Genomic DNA, 14,929 nt, shown 5'->3' with positions numbered 1-14,929 from the left:
TATCGAGGTTCACTCGTAATTCGGAACCAACGAGAAGAAGGACACACGGTTTTCTGTGCAACCACAATCGGATTCGGCCCCCGAGCTGCCTTCGGCCAACGTACCCACCGACTTCTTGCGCTCCGAGCACGCGCCCGAGCAGCGCACGCTCATCGATATTCTCCGCGCCACAGCAGAGCAATACCCTGACGCACCCGCAATCGACGACGGCACTGTCGCGGTGTCCTACAGCGAATTGCTCGTAGAAATCGACGAGGGATCACAGTGGCTGTATCGGGCCGGTGTTCGCCACGGTGATCGCGTCGGAATCCGGATGCCGTCGGGATCCTTCGCCCTGTACGTCGCCATTCTGTCGATTCTCAACGCCGGTGCGGCATACGTACCCGTCGACGCGGACGACCCCGACGAGCGCGCCGAACTCGTATTCGGCGAAGCCCAGGTCACCGCGGTGGTGACTGCCGACGGAATCATTGCAGGTACTGCCGAAAAGAACACTGCACCAGCTTCGGATGTGGGCGCCCCGACACCCGACGACGACGCCTGGGTCATCTTCACCTCCGGGTCGACCGGGACCCCGAAGGGCGTGGCTGTCAGTCACCGCAACGCTGCCGCATTCGTCGACGCAGAAGCGCGGATGTTCATGCAGGACGATCCGCTCGGGCCCGGCGACCGTGTGTTGGCAGGCCTTTCCGTGGCTTTCGACGCGTCGTGCGAAGAGATGTGGCTCGCCTGGCGTCACGGCGCCGCGCTGGTGCCCGCTCCCCGATCGCTCGTGCGCAGCGGCCTGGACCTGGGTCCGTGGCTCGTCTCGCGCGACATCACCGTCGTATCGACGGTCCCCACTCTGGCGGCCCTGTGGCCCGCCGTTGCCCTCGAAGCAGTCCGGTTGCTCATCTTCGGTGGCGAGGCCTGCCCGCCCGAGTTGGCCGAGCGTCTCGCCGTGGACGGGCGCGAAGTGTGGAACACCTACGGTCCGACCGAGGCCACCGTCGTCGCCTGCGCATCGATCATGGACGGCAAGGGTCCGGTGCGCATCGGACTACCGCTCGACGGCTGGGATCTCGCCGTCGTCGATGCTGCAGGCAATCCCGTAGCCATCGGCGAGGTCGGCGAATTGGTGATCGGGGGTATCGGACTCGCCCGCTACCTCGACCCCGAGAAGGATGCCGAAAAGTACGCGCCCATGCCCACACTCGGCTGGGAGCGCGCATACCGCAGCGGAGACCTCGTCAAGCTCGAGCTCGAAGGTCTACTTTTCCAGGGGCGCGCCGACGATCAGATCAAACTCGGCGGGCGACGCATCGAACTCGGTGAGATCGACAACGCACTACAGGCCCTCCCCGGTGTCGCCGGCGCTGCAGCTGCAATCCGCACTACGGGCGCGGGCAACTCCGTTCTCATCGGCTATCTGTCCAGCACCGACCCGAACTTCGATCTCGAACGCGCGCGCAATTCACTCGCGCAACAACTTCCGTCGGCGCTGGTTCCGCGGCTCACCCTCGTCGACGAGCTACCGACACGGACGTCGGGCAAGGTGGATCGAAACGCGCTCCCGTGGCCACTTCCAGGCATGGGCGAACAGTCCGGACTCAGCGGAACCGCAGGATGGGTTGCCGAACTGTGGACCGAAATTCTCGGTGCGCAGGTCTCCGACGAGAACGCCGACTTCTTCCAGAACGGCGGCGGCTCGTTGTCTGCCGCACAGTTGGTGACAGCGCTGCGTCAACGTTTTCCCGAGGTCACCGTCGCGCAGTTGTACGACCATCCGCGACTCGGCTCACTTGCCCGCATGCTCGACGACCTCGCACCGCCGGTCGAGGTCGTGCCGCGTGAGGTGAGCCCGACGCCGCGTCGGGCTCAGTGGATCCAGATCGCCGCAACGGTGCCGCTGACCACACTGACCGGCTTGCAGTGGGTCACTTGGCTCGGCATTCTCACCAACGTCATGTCGTGGTTCGCCGACGTGCCATGGGCACCGACGGTGTCCTGGTGGTGGCTCCTGGTCGCATTCTTGCTGTTCATCACGCCGGTCGGCCGGATGGCGATCTCGGTCGTCGGCTCGCGACTGCTGCTGACCGGAGTGAAACCCGGCGCCTACGACCGCGGCGGCAGCGTGCATCTGCGCCTGTGGACGGCAACACGCCTCACCGACGCCAGCGGCGCCTCCAACCTGTCCGGCGCGCCGTGGATGGTCTACTACGCCCGAGCACTCGGCGCGAAGATCGGCAAGGGCGTCGATCTGCACACCATGCCCCCTGTGACGGGAATGCTCGAGCTGGGCGACGGCTGCTCCGTCGAACCCGAGGTGGACCTCACCGGTCACTGGATCGACGGTGACATCGTCTACATCGGCGGGATCAGAATCGGTGCGGGGGCAACCGTCGGCGCACGATCTACGCTCCTCCCAGGCACTTCGGTCGGCAAGAACGCCGTCGTCACCGCCGGTTCGGCCGTCGTCGGACGCGTCAAAGCCGGTCAGATGTGGGCGGGCTCCCCTGCCACGAAGATCGGCAAGGCCGAGCACCCGTGGCCCGAGGAGACACCTCCTCGCGCGACCCGGTGGATCGTTGCGTACGGCGTCGCGTCGCTGTTCCTGTCGGGTATGGCGATCTTTTCCATCGGTGTCTCGTTGGTGCTGATGGGTTGGTGGTTGCACACAGCGACGACATTGCTGGGCGCACTCGGCCGCGGCCTACTGCTGCTACCCGTCGCCACGATGGTCTCGCTCGCGACTTTCGCACTGATCACCGTGGTCGCGGTGCGTCTGTGCAGCATCGGCCTGACCGAGGGCTACCACCCGGTTCGCAGTCGAATCGGCTGGCAGGTGTGGGCAACGGAACGACTCATGGACTCCGCGCGCACCTTCCTTTTCCCGCTCTACGCCAGCTTGTTGACGCCGGGCTGGCTGCGACTTCTCGGCGCCAAGATCGGCAAGGACGTCGAGGCGTCGACAGTGCTGATGATTCCGAGATTCACCACCGTCGCCGACGGCGCATTCCTCGCCGACGACACGATGATCGCCAGCTACGAACTCGGCGGCGGCTGGATGCGCCTCGGGGATGCCAAGGTCGGCAAGCGGGCGTTCCTCGGTAACTCCGGCATGACGGGTCCGGGACGCTCGGTCCCGAAGAACGGTCTGGTCGCCGTGCTGTCGGCTACCCCGGACAAGGCGAAATCCGGATCTTCCTGGCTCGGCAGCCCACCCGTGCGGTTGCGTCGCACCTCCGGGAAGACCGACTCCTCGCGCACGTTCGATCCGCCGACGAAGCTCAAGATCGCTCGGGCATTCGTCGAAACCTGCCGACTGATTCCGGTGGTGGTGACATTTGCGATCGGCCTTGGTGTGTTGTTCGGGCTCCTCGCACTGGCCGACAGTCATGGGTATTGGCTTGCCGCGCTACTCAGCGGAGTCGTACTGCAGATCGCCGGTGCCGTCGCCGCTGCGGTGTCCGCGCTGGCGAAGTGGGCCTGGGTCGGCCGTATAGGCAAGGTGGAACACCCGCTGTGGAGCTCGTTCGTGTGGCGCAACGAAGTGTCCGACACGTTCGTCGAAACCGTCGCGGCCCCGTGGTTCGCGCGGGCAGCAGAAGGCACGGCGGTGCTCAACATGTGGCTTCGTTGGCTCGGTGCCGACATCGGCCACGGGGTCTGGTGTGAGACCTACTGGCTGCCGGAAGCCGATCTTGTGACACTTGCTGACGGCGCGACGGTCAACCGTGGGTGCGTTGTGCAGACGCACCTGTTCCATGATCGGATCATGTCCATGGACAGCGTCACCCTCGGACGAGGAGCCACCCTGGGGCAGCATTGCGTCGCACTTCCAGCCGCCGGAATCGGCGACGGCGCGACCGTCGGGCCTGCATCTCTGGTGATGCGCGGCGATACCGTGCCTGCGCACACGCGTTGGCAGGGTAATCCGATCGCCCCGTGGGCAAAGGGCGATCCGTACCGCCGGATCACTGCGGCGGCCGAGGCGACGCTGTGAAACCTGGACCGAAAACGGTGACACCGTTGTTCGACCTCGACGCCAACGATGCGCCGATCGACCCGTATCTACCCGAGAGCGGCAACCGTGGATATCGGGTCTCGCGGTACGAGTTGGATCTCGAATACAAGGTCGACAGCAATCGACTGACGGGAACAGCACAGATCACCGCCGTCACCACGGCGACCATCGCCAAGTTCGCGCTCGATCTCGGGCCTGCGCTGAGGGTGTCCAAGGTGTCGGTCAACGGGTCCCGCTCGGTGAAGTTTTCGCAGCAGCGCGGCAAGTTGAAGATCACCATGGCCAAGCCGATCCTCTCGGGTGGGGCGCTCGTCGTAACCGTGCACTACGGCGGAATCCCCAAGCCCATCAACAGTTTCTGGGGTGAAGTCGGCTGGGACGAACTCGCCGAAGGGGCCATCGTCGCGAGCCAACCCAATGGGGCCGCGTCCTGGTTTCCCTGCGACGACCATCCGGGATCCAAAGCGAGCTTCGGTATCACGATCACCACCGACTCGCCCTACTATGCGGTGGCCAACGGAACCTTGGTACGCAAGCAGACTCGGGCGAGCCGGACGACCTGGGTGTACGAGCAACCCGAGCCGATGGCGACGTACCTTGCCACCATCCAGATCGGACATTACGACAAGCGTGTCACCAGCACCGAGCCCGTACCGATAGAGGCGATCATTCCTCCACGGCTGCGTCAGCACTTCGATCACGACTTCGGCCGTCAAGCTCAGATGATGGAAACCTTCGTACGCCTGTACGGCCCGTACCCGTTCGCCGCGTACACCGTTGTCGTCACCGACGACGAACTGGAAATCCCGATCGAGGCGCAAGGCATTTCGATCTTCGGCGCCAACCACTGTTCGGGTGATCGCCGCTTCGAACGCCTTGTCGCACACGAGCTTGCGCACCAGTGGTTCGGCAACAGTCTCACACTCGGAACCTGGGCGGACATCTGGTTGCACGAGGGCTTCGCGTGCTACTCCGAATGGATCTGGCTCGAAAACTCTGGTGGCGCAAGCGCACACGACAAGGCGCAGCGCGCATACGCCATGCAGCAGAGATTGCCCAAGGATCTGATACTCGGAGATCCAGGCAAGGCCAAGCTGTTCGATGATCGGGTCTACAAGCGTGGCGCGCTGGCATTGCACTCACTGCGGCGGACCGTAGGCGACGAGCGGTTCTTCGCACTGATTCAGCTGTGGACCAAAGAATATCGCTATTCGACGGTATCGAGCCAGGACTTCATCGATCTGGCATCGCGCTTCGGTTGTCCGCGAACCCTTTGGGACAGTTGGCTTTATCAGGCGGAGATGCCGCCGCTCCCGTAGCAGCCGCTTCCGCCGCCGCAGCAAATTTACTCCGCTATTCGGAATCCGTACCTTCTGCAGGGGGTACGGATTCCGAATGGCGGAGTAGATCGCCGGTCCTCGCAAAACTCAGGGAAGGTGCGCTCTCGACCGAGTGCGAACGAACACCCAGCAGAGTGCGGCGAGAACCGAACCGAAGACGAAGACGGCGGGATAGGTCACGACCCCCGGCCACTGCTCGGTGAGCGCGGACAGGATCGCCGGAATCGCGAACCCCAGGTACGTGAGTGAATAGAAGACGGCGGTCAGTCCGGCGAGATCATCAGGCCCGGCGATACGTTGCACCTCTTGCAATCCGGAGACCAACGCCATGCCGTACCCGCAACCGAGCACTGCCGCTGCGATGAGGGCGGCGGCGATTGTCAATACCGCCGCGGCCCACGCTGCGAGCAACATCCCGACTACCAGAATGGCGAGCGCAACGAGTGCTCCTCTGGCGTGGGTCGGAGTGTCGATCTTGCGGCCGACCGCCTGGATGGCGAAGCCGGAGCCGAGCGCGATCACCGACATCAGTGCCGATAGTGCGATGGGATAACCCCCACTACTGTCGGCCATCAACGACGGCAGCACCGCGTACGCGACACTCGCGGCACCGAACACCCACGGCGCCAACGGAACGACGACCAGCAGAAACCTGCGGTGCGACGCTGCAGGGATCAACAGATCGTTGCGAAGCGGTTCACGATCGGCAGCCGGCACGGCAGCACGCGTCTCCGGCACCGAGGCCATGCCAATCCCCGCGAGGACGCAGATGCCCACATGAACGAGGTACGCGAGGTGCGTCGGCCAAGGCGCCCACTGGGCCAAAATGCCCGCAACGCCGGCACCGAGCGCGAAGCCTGCGGTCAAACTCATCGCCGCACGACGTGCTCCCGCGCCGGCTGCGGCCGAAGAGTCAAGAGCGGTAAGCTCTTTCACCCAACTTCCTCCGACTGCCATCCCGATGCCGAGTGCGACGCCACTGAGAACCCGGCCGCTGAACAGCACGCCTGCACTGTCTGCGCCGAGCGAGATGAGAATCGATCCGGCAGCGGCCACGGCCGTCGCGGGCAACATCACCGGCCGTCGACCCAGCCGGTCGGACAGTGGCCCACAGATGAGCAGCGCGGGCACTATCCCGATGACATACGCGAACAGAAACATGTCGACCGTGACGGCAGAGAAGCCGTGCTCGAGCCGGTACATCACCAGAAGTGGGGTGAATTCGTTTCCGCCCCACGCCACTGCGAACATACCTGCTGCGACGAGTAGCCAACGAGCAGTACCGACCTTGGTGACGTTCGACCCGGTGGAGAGTGCGGTCATTTCCGAACACCCTCGGTCAATCCATGCACCCGATTCATATGTTGCTCGACCGCATCAGCGAAACCGTCGACGTCCCCTGCCTCGATCAGGTCGGCGAGCTCGGCGTGATCGTCGACGATCCGCGAGATCTGTCCGGGATCGCGGATGAGCGAATGCGCCGTCATCCGTCGCTGACGCTCGCGGAGACCTGTGTAGAACTCGTCGAGAAGTGGGTTTCCGGCTGCACGCACTATCAACCGGTGGAAGTCCGCGTCGGCGGCGCTGAATTCGGCCGCCGTGCCCGTTTCGACGAGGCTGAGTTGGCACTCGAGGTTGCTGCGAAGATCAGCGAGAAGTTGAATTCGGGCGCGTTCGTCACGGACGACAGAGCGAACGCTGGCAGTCTCGACGATCCAACGTGCCGAGACGATATGTTCGGCCTCGCCGGGCGCGATCGGCACGACTAGCGCCCCTCGCTTGGGATAGAGCCGCATCCACCCTTCGGCCTGAAGTCGGAGGAACGCCTCGCGAACCGGAGTCCGGCTCACGTCCATGCGTCCGGCGATGTCACCTTCGCTGACCAGCTCACCGCCGGGAAGTTCACCGGTGACGATGAGTTCCTTGACGGTCAGGTAAGCCTGCTCCGATGCCGAGACCGGGCTCGATGCGGGGATAGACACAACATAGATACTAGATGCCGACGCTTCTCCGCCCAATTCGAGGCTTCGTCCCCACACCCCTACATGGAATCGCTATTCGTCCTCGCCCTTCTTGAACACGCGCCGAGCAACCGGAATGAGGACCACCAGCGCCCCTATTAGAACAACGACCGAGAACACTTCGAGCAACATGCGCTTACTCCTTCGGGAAAGTCGAGAGTGGAAACTATGACGCCGGCGCGAGCCAACTGCCGGCTGGGACGTTGCGCAGAATCGTGAACGCCACCACGACGGCGACACTCGCGACGAACAGCCACGTCGGCGGACGTCTGCTGCCGAATGCCCTGCCACGTGCACGGGCGCCTAGCCACACGCCCCACACCACAACCCCCACGAGAACGAGTACGACGGCCAGGACGTTCGTGGTCAGCGCGGGCTGTAGGTCACCTCGCACCAGGTCACCGAGGGCCCGTGTCGCGCCACACCCTGGACACCACAACCCGGTGACGGCATGGATCGGGCACGGAAGATACGTCGAGGTCCGCGGGTCCCGGATGTACAACAATGCCCCGGCCGCGACGGCGAGGCCGCCGACAGCCAGCGGCGCTCTTGTCCCGTTACGCAGGTCGAGTGAGATCACCTGCTCCACGATATCGGTGATGCGAGCCCAGCTCATCCGACCGACTACTACAACTCAGCCCTGAACGAGAACGGTTCCCATCATGTCCGGGTGCGGGGTGCAGTGATACGTGTATGTTCCGGGCTCGGTGAAGGTGTGGGTGAAGGTATTCGAGGTCATCAGCGGGCTACGAAAGGACTTGTCATCGGCGACGACGTCGTGAGCCATGCCGCCGTCGTCGAACAACCAGGTCACCGTGTCGCCGACGTCGACGGTGATGCTCGCGGGCGAGTAGGTGCGGTCTTTCACCGTCACCTGGTTCGCCACCGGCGCCGGAGCTTGTTCGGGTTCGGGCGACGAACAGCCGCTCAGAGACGCGAAGACGAATGCCGATGCGATACACCCTGCGAAGGCTCTCGAAGTTTTCACTACACCGAGGCTACCGCCAGGTGTGTGGTCCTGAGCTCGGGTAACATCATTGCGGAAGTTCACCCCTTCGAGAGGCACCCCATGACCGAGCGACACGGCCGCAGCAGCGCAGCTGTTCTGTTCTCCCTCCTGTTCGTCCTCGTCGCCTCGCTGATGGGATCGGCTACCGCGCAAGCCGCACCTGCACGCTTCGTACCTGCAGGCGAGATCAGCCCAACCGTCGGCTTCGATCCTGCCGGGGTTCTCGAATGGCGGCTCGATCAGGTTTTCATCAACCAACCGATCTTCGTACGGGTCGATCCCGCACTCCCAGGATTGACCGACTTCTCCCTCAACAACTGGTGCAACTGCGCCATCAACTGGTTCAACAACACCACCCAGGTCGGTGGCGTCGCATTCCCCGGACCGCTGGACACCGGGCCCATCCGCACCGGATCGGGTGACGTCTCGGCGTGGACCGACATTCCGGGCGGCTGGACGATCGTCCGCGGCAACGGTCACTGGTGGGTTCCTTAGGTTCTCGAAGCTATCGGAACACCTGCTCACCCAGATAGCCGCCTTCCTCGACCCCCGGCGGAATCGCGAAGACCGCGGACCCGATAGGGGTCGTCCACTCGTTGAGCGCGTCATGGGCGTCCAGACGTTGCTGCACCGGCAGAAATTGACTATCGATATCGCGTTGGAAAGCCGCAAAGATCAGACCCGAATTGCTGGTCTTGTCATCCGACGGTGGGTCGTCGTAATTGTAGGCGCGACGGAAGAAGCGCTCACCGCCATGCGTGTGGTGCGCACGGGCGATGTGCGAAGCCGGTGAGATCACCGGTATTCCGAAGCTGTCGGTAGCGTCGAAGTCCGCGACGTCACGTTCGGACTCCCCGGTCAGCGGCGCCCCGCTGTCGAGTCGCCGACCCATTACGAACTCCCTTCCCCCGCGATCCAACTCGTCCCACGTATCGAGTTCGACGGCAATTCGGCGCAACACCAGTGAAGTTCCGCCGGTGCTGTCCCACACCAAAGCATCGAAATCTGTTGCTGGATCCGGATTCTCCGTACCGTCGATCTGCCCCATCAGATTCCGCATCGTGGTGCCAGAGGGCTGTGCTCCGTGTGCTGCTCGAAAACCACGTTGAACCCAGCGGATCGACGCCATCGAGCGCACATTCTTGGCCAACACGCGGACTGCGTGCGCGAGGGAAACAGGGTCGTCGGCGCACAGCTGTAGCAGTAGATCACCTCCGCTCCAGCGTGATTCGAGTCGGTCGATACCGAACTCGGGCAATGGGGCCAACCACCCCGGCTTGGTTATGCCGGAGGCGTCGTATGCGCCGGGGCCGAATCCGACAGTGACGGTGAGTCTGGCTGGATCCAGTGCCAATTCGGGCTCGGTGTCGGCCAACGCCGGCAATCCTTGCGTCAGTCGCGCAGCATCGGCTGTCCACATCTTCATGATGCCGACGACATCGGACTGCGTTGTGCCCGCGCGCAAGTCGAAAGCTACGAACATTCCGTGGGCCTGCGGTGGGGTGGCGATCCCGGACTGGTGCTCACCGTAGTAGGGAACTGTCAGGGCTCCGAATTCGATTTCAGCCGGCTCCCTGGCGATTCCGTAGGTCAATCCGGCAGCGCCGAGTGCGGCGACACCTCCACCGAGGAGGTGTCGCCGACTGATTCTCGTGCGATGCGGAGGTGTCCGCTCAGCCACCGTAGTTTTCCTGGGCGCCCGCGAACTCGCGGACCTGCGCCGTGAACATCGACGTCGACCCGTCCTCGAAGGTCAGTGTGAACTCGGTGTCACTACCTGGGGTCAGCGGCGAGGTCACCCCCATCAGCATGAGGTGGTCTCCGCCTGCCTGGAGCACCTTGGTGTCACCAGCTGCGACAGCGAAGCCACCATCCTTGGGTTGCATGACCATGGAACCATCTGCGCTGGAGACGACCTCGTGCAATTCCACCATCGGAGACGAAGGCGACTGCGCGGATACGACGCGTACCTGACCCTCCCCGGTGTTCTGAATTTCGGCGAATGCCGAGGTCATGCCTTCGTCGGCGGCCTTGACCCACGCTTCCCTGACGGTGACGGAGTCCGCCTCGGGCGTCGGTGCGTCGTTCGAGGAACAGCCGACGAGCAGCGTTCCGGCTGCGAGGGCTACGAGCAGTGCTTTTCCGAGTTTCATGATGTCTCCATAGTGTTCGTTCGATGCCGAAATCCGAGTACGGCGTCGATGGCGAGAAAGGCTGAATGGCCGAGTAGTGGCACGAACCACCCGAGGACGACGCTGCCGACCGTGCGATCGCATGGTCGTGTGGTCGTGCTCGATACGACCGAATGTGGATATGCCGAAGCAAGACTCCGCCCTCAGTGGCGTGCCGCTTCGAAAAAGGGAAGGTCAGGCGGGGCGGGGAGGCCCGCGCGTACCGACCCCGGAAGACACCAACAGCCGGAGAACGACGTCGGGACGGTACTCGGGTGCTCCGGGGCAAGGGAACTGCTGCACCGGAATCGACAGGTTCAGCACCGGGAGAATGCGACGGAGGATGGACAGTGCGTGCCCATGTCCCAGAACGGCCGCTCGAATCAGTAACGCACACAACACCGTTGCGAATGCGTGCGCACCCGCCATCGTGGGTGTCAGGAAAGACCCGTGATCATGTTCGGCGGCGATCGTCAAAATCGTGTGGCCGAGCAACTGGCCGACCATCAGGGTCACCGGCGTCGAAGCCCATCCCCCACGCTCGCCGAGAGCTACGACCGCTCCACCCACCGCGGCGCTGACCGCGAGAAGCAGAATCAGCGCCGATTCGCTCGGCACCATGGCTCCCCCACCGACACCGTGCGCAGCGACACTCAGCGCACCGGATGCGGCGCCGACGAATGCACCGCGCACGCGTGCGCAACCGTCTGGCCGGGAAGTCATGAGGACACCATACCGCCGACTACTACAGCCCCTAGTAGTCGGCGGCGATCTCGAGTCCACGCCGACGATCCTCTGGCGTTCGCCGAGGGCAGCTGGTGCACTTGTCGGCTCCCGCGGTCTCGTACAGAAGGCAACACGAGCAGCGCCGGGTGAACCGGCAGCCCCCTACGTCGACAAATCTCGGCGACGGCAGCGTTTCCTGCATGTTCGCGATCAGCGACGTGGCGAAGCGGCTGCCGACGGCCCTGTCCCCGAGCGCTGCCCCGACGTCGAGGCTGCGGTTCGCGAGAGAGTCCGTCGCGATTGCCCACAACGCCTGTCGGCGGGCTCCCGACGCCTCGGCGAGTACGTCGATGATGCCCGCGAAGGTTGCGTCCAGTGCGGGTGCCAACTGCTCGGTCGAGATGGTCAGCTCGGTTCGCACTCCACCCAGATAACCATTGGGCCGCAGGAAGCAGTGCGCGGTATCGAGCCTTGGATCCGCGGCCTCATCGGTCACCAGCGCGGTGGCGACGGCAACGAAGGCGAGCGTCGAGCTGGCTGAATACCACCACAGAGTGCCATTGACTCGGTCGTCGGAGCAGTTCCACCGCACTCCGGTGTCCACGACGCGTGCCCGTATCCAAGCGGCGTCGAGCATCACCGACGCAGGGAGATCGAACGGACCTTCGAGATATTCGTCGAGCCCCGGTACTCGCGCCGCGGCACGCGCATAGACGCTCATGCCAGCCCGTGAACGTCGATGATGGGCCTCGGGTGGGTACGCACCGTCGCGCGAATTCCGAATACCTCCGCCAGCAACGAGTCGGTCAGAACTTCGGCGGTCGGGCCCGAGGCAACGACCGATCCGCCGTCGAGAACCGCCAGCGAGGAGCAGTACTCGACGGCCAGACGCAGATCGTGCACAGTGATGACGATAGCGAGCCCGTCGGCAGCCAGGTCGGCAATGGCACTCATGACGATAAGTTGATGGCGCAGATCGAGATGGTTGGTCGGCTCGTCGAGCAGCAGAACTCGCGGCTGTTGGGCCACCGCGCGGGCAATGGAGACGCGTTGGCGCTCACCGCCGGACAATGCTCCGACATCACGGTCGGCCAGAGCGAGCAGGTCCACTCGACGCAGGCAGGATTCCACGACCTCGTCGTCGGATGCGGTCGGGGGAGAGAACCAGCCGCGGTGCGGCACCCTTCCGAGCGCGACCGATTCTCGGACCGTCAGCCCCACGGATGCCTCGGGCTCCTGCGCTGCGACGCCGACGGTCCGCGCGAGTTCCGAGCGCTTCATCGACCGCGCGTCGACATCGTCGACGAGGACGGACCCGGACGCCGGTGCCAGCGCCCGGTAGCAGCAGCGCAGTGCCGTCGTCTTGCCTGATCCGTTGGGTCCGACGAGCCCAAGGATTTCTCCGGGACGGACTTTGAAGTTGATGCTGTGCAAAACTTCTCGCGAACCCAGCCGGGCGGTGATCTCGTGCAACGACAGAGTCATCGCTCCGCCCTTCCGTATTGGCGAGAGAGCATGAACACGAAGATCGGTGCGCCGACCAGTGCGGTGACCACTCCCACCGGAACCTCGGTGCTGCTGGAAACCGATCGTGCGAACGTATCAGCCCCTACCAACGCAATCGCCCCGAGCAGGGCCGCCACGGGGAGCAGTCGGACTGCCCGGGTACCGACGATGTATCCCGACAGATGAGGTACGAGCAATCCTACGAAACCGATTCCGCCACCGACGGATACGGCAGCGCCGGCCAGCATCGAGACTGCGAGAAGTTGCACTACACGGAACCGTTGCACATTGAGACCCAGCGCCGCGGCCCCATCGTCGCCAGTCTTGAGCAGGTCCATTCGCGGCGCACTGAGCAGCAACCCCGTACCGACTACCAGGAGCGCGACCGTGGGGAAAGCCAGCGTCGACCAGCGCGCGTCGCCGAATCCCCCTGCAAGCCAGTGCAATACGCCACTCAGGGTGTGTTCGTCAGCGAACACCAAGAGCGTGAAGGTGATGAGCGCCGAGAATATGGCGCCCATCGCGACGCCGACGAGGACGATGGCCGTCGACTGCGGGTACCTGCCACCGATCAACAATGCCAGGAACAACGGGACCATTGCCCCGATGAATGCCGCCGCTGGAATGGTGAAGACCCCGAGCGCACCCGCTCCGATACCGAGCGCCATCACCACCACGACGCCGAAGCCTGCTCCCGAGGAAACTCCCAACAGGTACGGATCGGCCAGCGGGTTGCGCGTGACGGCCTGTGCGACGCCGCCCGCAATCGCAAGCGAGGCACCGACGACCGCTGCCGTCAACGACCGCGGCAGACGTGAGTCGAGGACGATCACTTCGCGGGCCTCGGTCCACCAGGATTCGAACGCTCCGGGCATCACCTTGTGCATCACGATCGCCCAGACGTCGCCGACCGGAATCCGTACCGATCCGAACGATGCTGCTGCGGCGATCGCAGCCAGAAGCCCGATCGTCAGCAGCACAAGAACAACTCCGAGGCGAAAGCGTGAACGCCGAATTCTCGTGGGTTCGGCGGGTGCGGTTCGGGTTTCGATAGCGGTGGCCATCAGTCCTGGAACCGGTCCGGGTGCAAAGCGTGCGCGATCGTGTCCACGCTGGTCACCAGACGCGGGCTCTCGAAGAAGTCGTCGAGGGGTACGACGATGAAATTGTCGCTTCGGACGGCAGGCGTCGTCGCCACGATCGGATGACTTTTCAGGAAATCGATTTTGGCCTGCGCCGAGGTATCGCCGTAGTCGAGGACGACGATCGCCTGCGGGGCGCGTTCACCGATGATCTCCCAGGTGGTTTTGAGGTAGGGAAGCTCGCCTTCGGGGAAGATGTTTCCTGCCCCGGCGTAATTTCCGATGAGTTGCCCGACGCCGACGCCCCCGATGGTCGTGGGAACGTCTTCACCGGAGTCGTAGAAGAACGTCGGGGTGGGAGCCACGCCGGTCAATTTCGCGCCCACTGCGTTCAGGCCCGACACGACCCCGTCGGTGACGTCCTTCGCGGCGTCCTCGGTTCCCAGGATTTCACCGAGCTGGGTGTAGTCGTTTTCGAGCATCCCGATGTCGGGGAATCCCGATCCGCAATACTCGGAGAACAGGAACGTCGCGATACCGACCTCGGCGAACGACTCGCGGGAGCGGCCCTCCTTGTCGTTGAATGCGCTCCGCATGCCGCCCACGACGAGGTCGGGGTCGAGATCGAGGATCTGTTCTTTCGTCGGGTATTCATCGGCGAGGCCGGTGATTCCAGCAAATGCGTCTGCCGTCTCCGCGGTGGGTGAGGCGTTCTGATAACCCATCCCGACGATCCGGTCCGCGACACCCATCTCGATGAGCACCTCGGTGACATGGTCGTTCATGGAAATGATGCGTTGAGGAGGGGTATCGAACTGCTGGGTGAGGTCGCAGTTGGAGATGGAGACCGGCTTCTCGAACGCGACTCCGGTCGAGGTGGCGTCCACCGAATCGCCACGCGAGCAGCCCGCGAAGAGCAGCGCTGCTGCGGACCCGACCGCGACAATTCGGATGATGGAGGGGGTAGCTGGTGACATATGAACCTCACTTGGAGATCAGAGCCACGAAATGAGAGTCGCCGCGCAGCACAAAATCGGCCACGCGCTGGACTGCCGATTCGTAGACCAC

Annotated in this window: 14 protein-coding genes; 3 read left to right on the top strand and 11 right to left on the bottom strand. The window is 63.9% G+C overall.

The features are described from left to right. Positions 1-55 precede the first annotated feature (55 nt). Entirely contained in the window at positions 56-3,985 is a 3,930-nt protein-coding gene (locus tag BJI47_RS00895; RefSeq protein WP_088941934.1) for a Pls/PosA family non-ribosomal peptide synthetase, read from the top strand. After that, positions 3,982-5,325 carry a M1 family metallopeptidase gene (locus tag BJI47_RS00890; RefSeq protein WP_088941973.1) on the top strand — a complete coding sequence of 448 codons (1,344 nt, stop codon included), beginning with the start codon at positions 3,982-3,984 and terminating at the stop codon, positions 5,323-5,325. The genes BJI47_RS00895 and BJI47_RS00890 overlap by 4 nt, the downstream gene beginning before the upstream one ends. 108 nt (positions 5,326-5,433) lie before the next feature. On the opposite strand, the gene BJI47_RS00885 is transcribed toward BJI47_RS00890, so the two are convergent. The 4 genes from BJI47_RS00885 to BJI47_RS00870 form a co-directional block, all read right to left on the bottom strand. Further along, complete coding sequence (locus BJI47_RS00885; RefSeq protein ID WP_088941933.1) at positions 5,434-6,669, bottom strand: MFS transporter; 1,236 nt, start codon at positions 6,667-6,669, stop codon at positions 5,434-5,436. Further along, complete coding sequence (locus tag BJI47_RS00880; RefSeq protein WP_254900321.1) at positions 6,666-7,328, bottom strand: GntR family transcriptional regulator; 663 nt, start codon at positions 7,326-7,328, stop codon at positions 6,666-6,668. The genes BJI47_RS00885 and BJI47_RS00880 overlap by 4 nt, the downstream gene beginning before the upstream one ends. Positions 7,329-7,533: 205 nt before the next feature. After that, entirely contained in the window at positions 7,534-7,983 is a 450-nt protein-coding gene (locus tag BJI47_RS00875) for a DUF2752 domain-containing protein (RefSeq protein WP_088941932.1), read from the bottom strand. Positions 7,984-8,001: 18 nt separating this feature from the next. Continuing rightward, on the bottom strand, positions 8,002-8,355 hold the full coding sequence (locus BJI47_RS00870) for a plastocyanin/azurin family copper-binding protein (protein WP_176224613.1): 354 nt from the start codon (positions 8,353-8,355) through the stop codon (positions 8,002-8,004). 81 nt (positions 8,356-8,436) lie between these two features. On the opposite strand from BJI47_RS00870, the gene BJI47_RS00865 reads away from it, so the two are divergent. Next, positions 8,437-8,871 (top strand): hypothetical protein, encoded by a 435-nt coding sequence (locus BJI47_RS00865; RefSeq protein WP_088941970.1) that lies wholly within the window; start codon positions 8,437-8,439, stop codon positions 8,869-8,871. A gap of 10 nt (positions 8,872-8,881) precedes the next feature. Here the strand turns inward: BJI47_RS00865 and BJI47_RS00860 are convergent, their stop codons facing one another. The 7 genes from BJI47_RS00860 to BJI47_RS00830 form a co-directional block, all read right to left on the bottom strand. Then, a complete protein-coding gene (locus BJI47_RS00860; RefSeq protein ID WP_254900320.1) occupies positions 8,882-10,057 on the bottom strand; it encodes a Dyp-type peroxidase in 1,176 nt (391 codons plus the stop codon). Beyond that, positions 10,050-10,529, bottom strand: coding sequence for a copper chaperone PCu(A)C (locus BJI47_RS00855; RefSeq protein ID WP_088941931.1), 480 nt, complete (start codon positions 10,527-10,529; stop codon positions 10,050-10,052). Before BJI47_RS00855 ends, BJI47_RS00860 begins: the two co-directional genes overlap by 8 nt. A 213-nt stretch (positions 10,530-10,742) precedes the next feature. Continuing rightward, positions 10,743-11,270, bottom strand: coding sequence for a hypothetical protein (locus BJI47_RS00850; protein ID WP_254900319.1), 528 nt, complete (start codon positions 11,268-11,270; stop codon positions 10,743-10,745). Positions 11,271-11,301: 31 nt separating this feature from the next. Further along, positions 11,302-11,994 carry a (2Fe-2S)-binding protein gene (locus BJI47_RS00845; RefSeq protein ID WP_088941930.1) on the bottom strand — a complete coding sequence of 231 codons (693 nt, stop codon included), beginning with the start codon at positions 11,992-11,994 and terminating at the stop codon, positions 11,302-11,304. Continuing rightward, positions 11,991-12,758: an ABC transporter ATP-binding protein gene (locus tag BJI47_RS00840; RefSeq protein ID WP_088941929.1), complete on the bottom strand. Its 768-nt coding sequence runs from the start codon at positions 12,756-12,758 to the stop codon at positions 11,991-11,993. Before BJI47_RS00840 ends, BJI47_RS00845 begins: the two co-directional genes overlap by 4 nt. Then, a complete protein-coding gene (locus tag BJI47_RS00835) occupies positions 12,755-13,843 on the bottom strand; it encodes an iron ABC transporter permease (RefSeq protein ID WP_088941928.1) in 1,089 nt (362 codons plus the stop codon). The genes BJI47_RS00840 and BJI47_RS00835 overlap by 4 nt, the downstream gene beginning before the upstream one ends. After that, complete coding sequence (locus tag BJI47_RS00830; RefSeq protein WP_088941927.1) at positions 13,843-14,838, bottom strand: ABC transporter substrate-binding protein; 996 nt, start codon at positions 14,836-14,838, stop codon at positions 13,843-13,845. Before BJI47_RS00830 ends, BJI47_RS00835 begins: the two co-directional genes overlap by 1 nt. Positions 14,839-14,929: the final 91 nt, after the last annotated feature.

The organism is Rhodococcus sp. 1168, from assembly GCF_002091955.1.
Taxonomy (GTDB): domain Bacteria; phylum Actinomycetota; class Actinomycetes; order Mycobacteriales; family Mycobacteriaceae; genus Rhodococcoides.
Note: the sequence above shows the minus strand (reverse complement) of the source record. Positions and strands in the feature narration are given on the sequence as shown.

Coding starts and splice junctions, on each gene's coding strand:
- BJI47_RS00830 (WP_088941927.1), bottom strand. CDS start 14,838: ATGTCACCAGCTACCCCCTCCATCATCCGAATTGTCGCGGTCGGGTCC.
- BJI47_RS00845 (WP_088941930.1), bottom strand. CDS start 11,994: ATGAGCGTCTATGCGCGTGCCGCGGCGCGAGTACCGGGGCTCGACGAA.
- BJI47_RS00885 (WP_088941933.1), bottom strand. CDS start 6,669: ATGACCGCACTCTCCACCGGGTCGAACGTCACCAAGGTCGGTACTGCT.
- BJI47_RS00840 (WP_088941929.1), bottom strand. CDS start 12,758: ATGACTCTGTCGTTGCACGAGATCACCGCCCGGCTGGGTTCGCGAGAA.
- BJI47_RS00865 (WP_088941970.1), top strand. CDS start 8,437: ATGACCGAGCGACACGGCCGCAGCAGCGCAGCTGTTCTGTTCTCCCTC.
- BJI47_RS00875 (WP_088941932.1), bottom strand. CDS start 7,983: ATGAGCTGGGCTCGCATCACCGATATCGTGGAGCAGGTGATCTCACTC.
- BJI47_RS00850 (WP_254900319.1), bottom strand. CDS start 11,270: ATGACTTCCCGGCCAGACGGTTGCGCACGCGTGCGCGGTGCATTCGTC.
- BJI47_RS00855 (WP_088941931.1), bottom strand. CDS start 10,529: ATGAAACTCGGAAAAGCACTGCTCGTAGCCCTCGCAGCCGGAACGCTG.
- BJI47_RS00835 (WP_088941928.1), bottom strand. CDS start 13,843: ATGGCCACCGCTATCGAAACCCGAACCGCACCCGCCGAACCCACGAGA.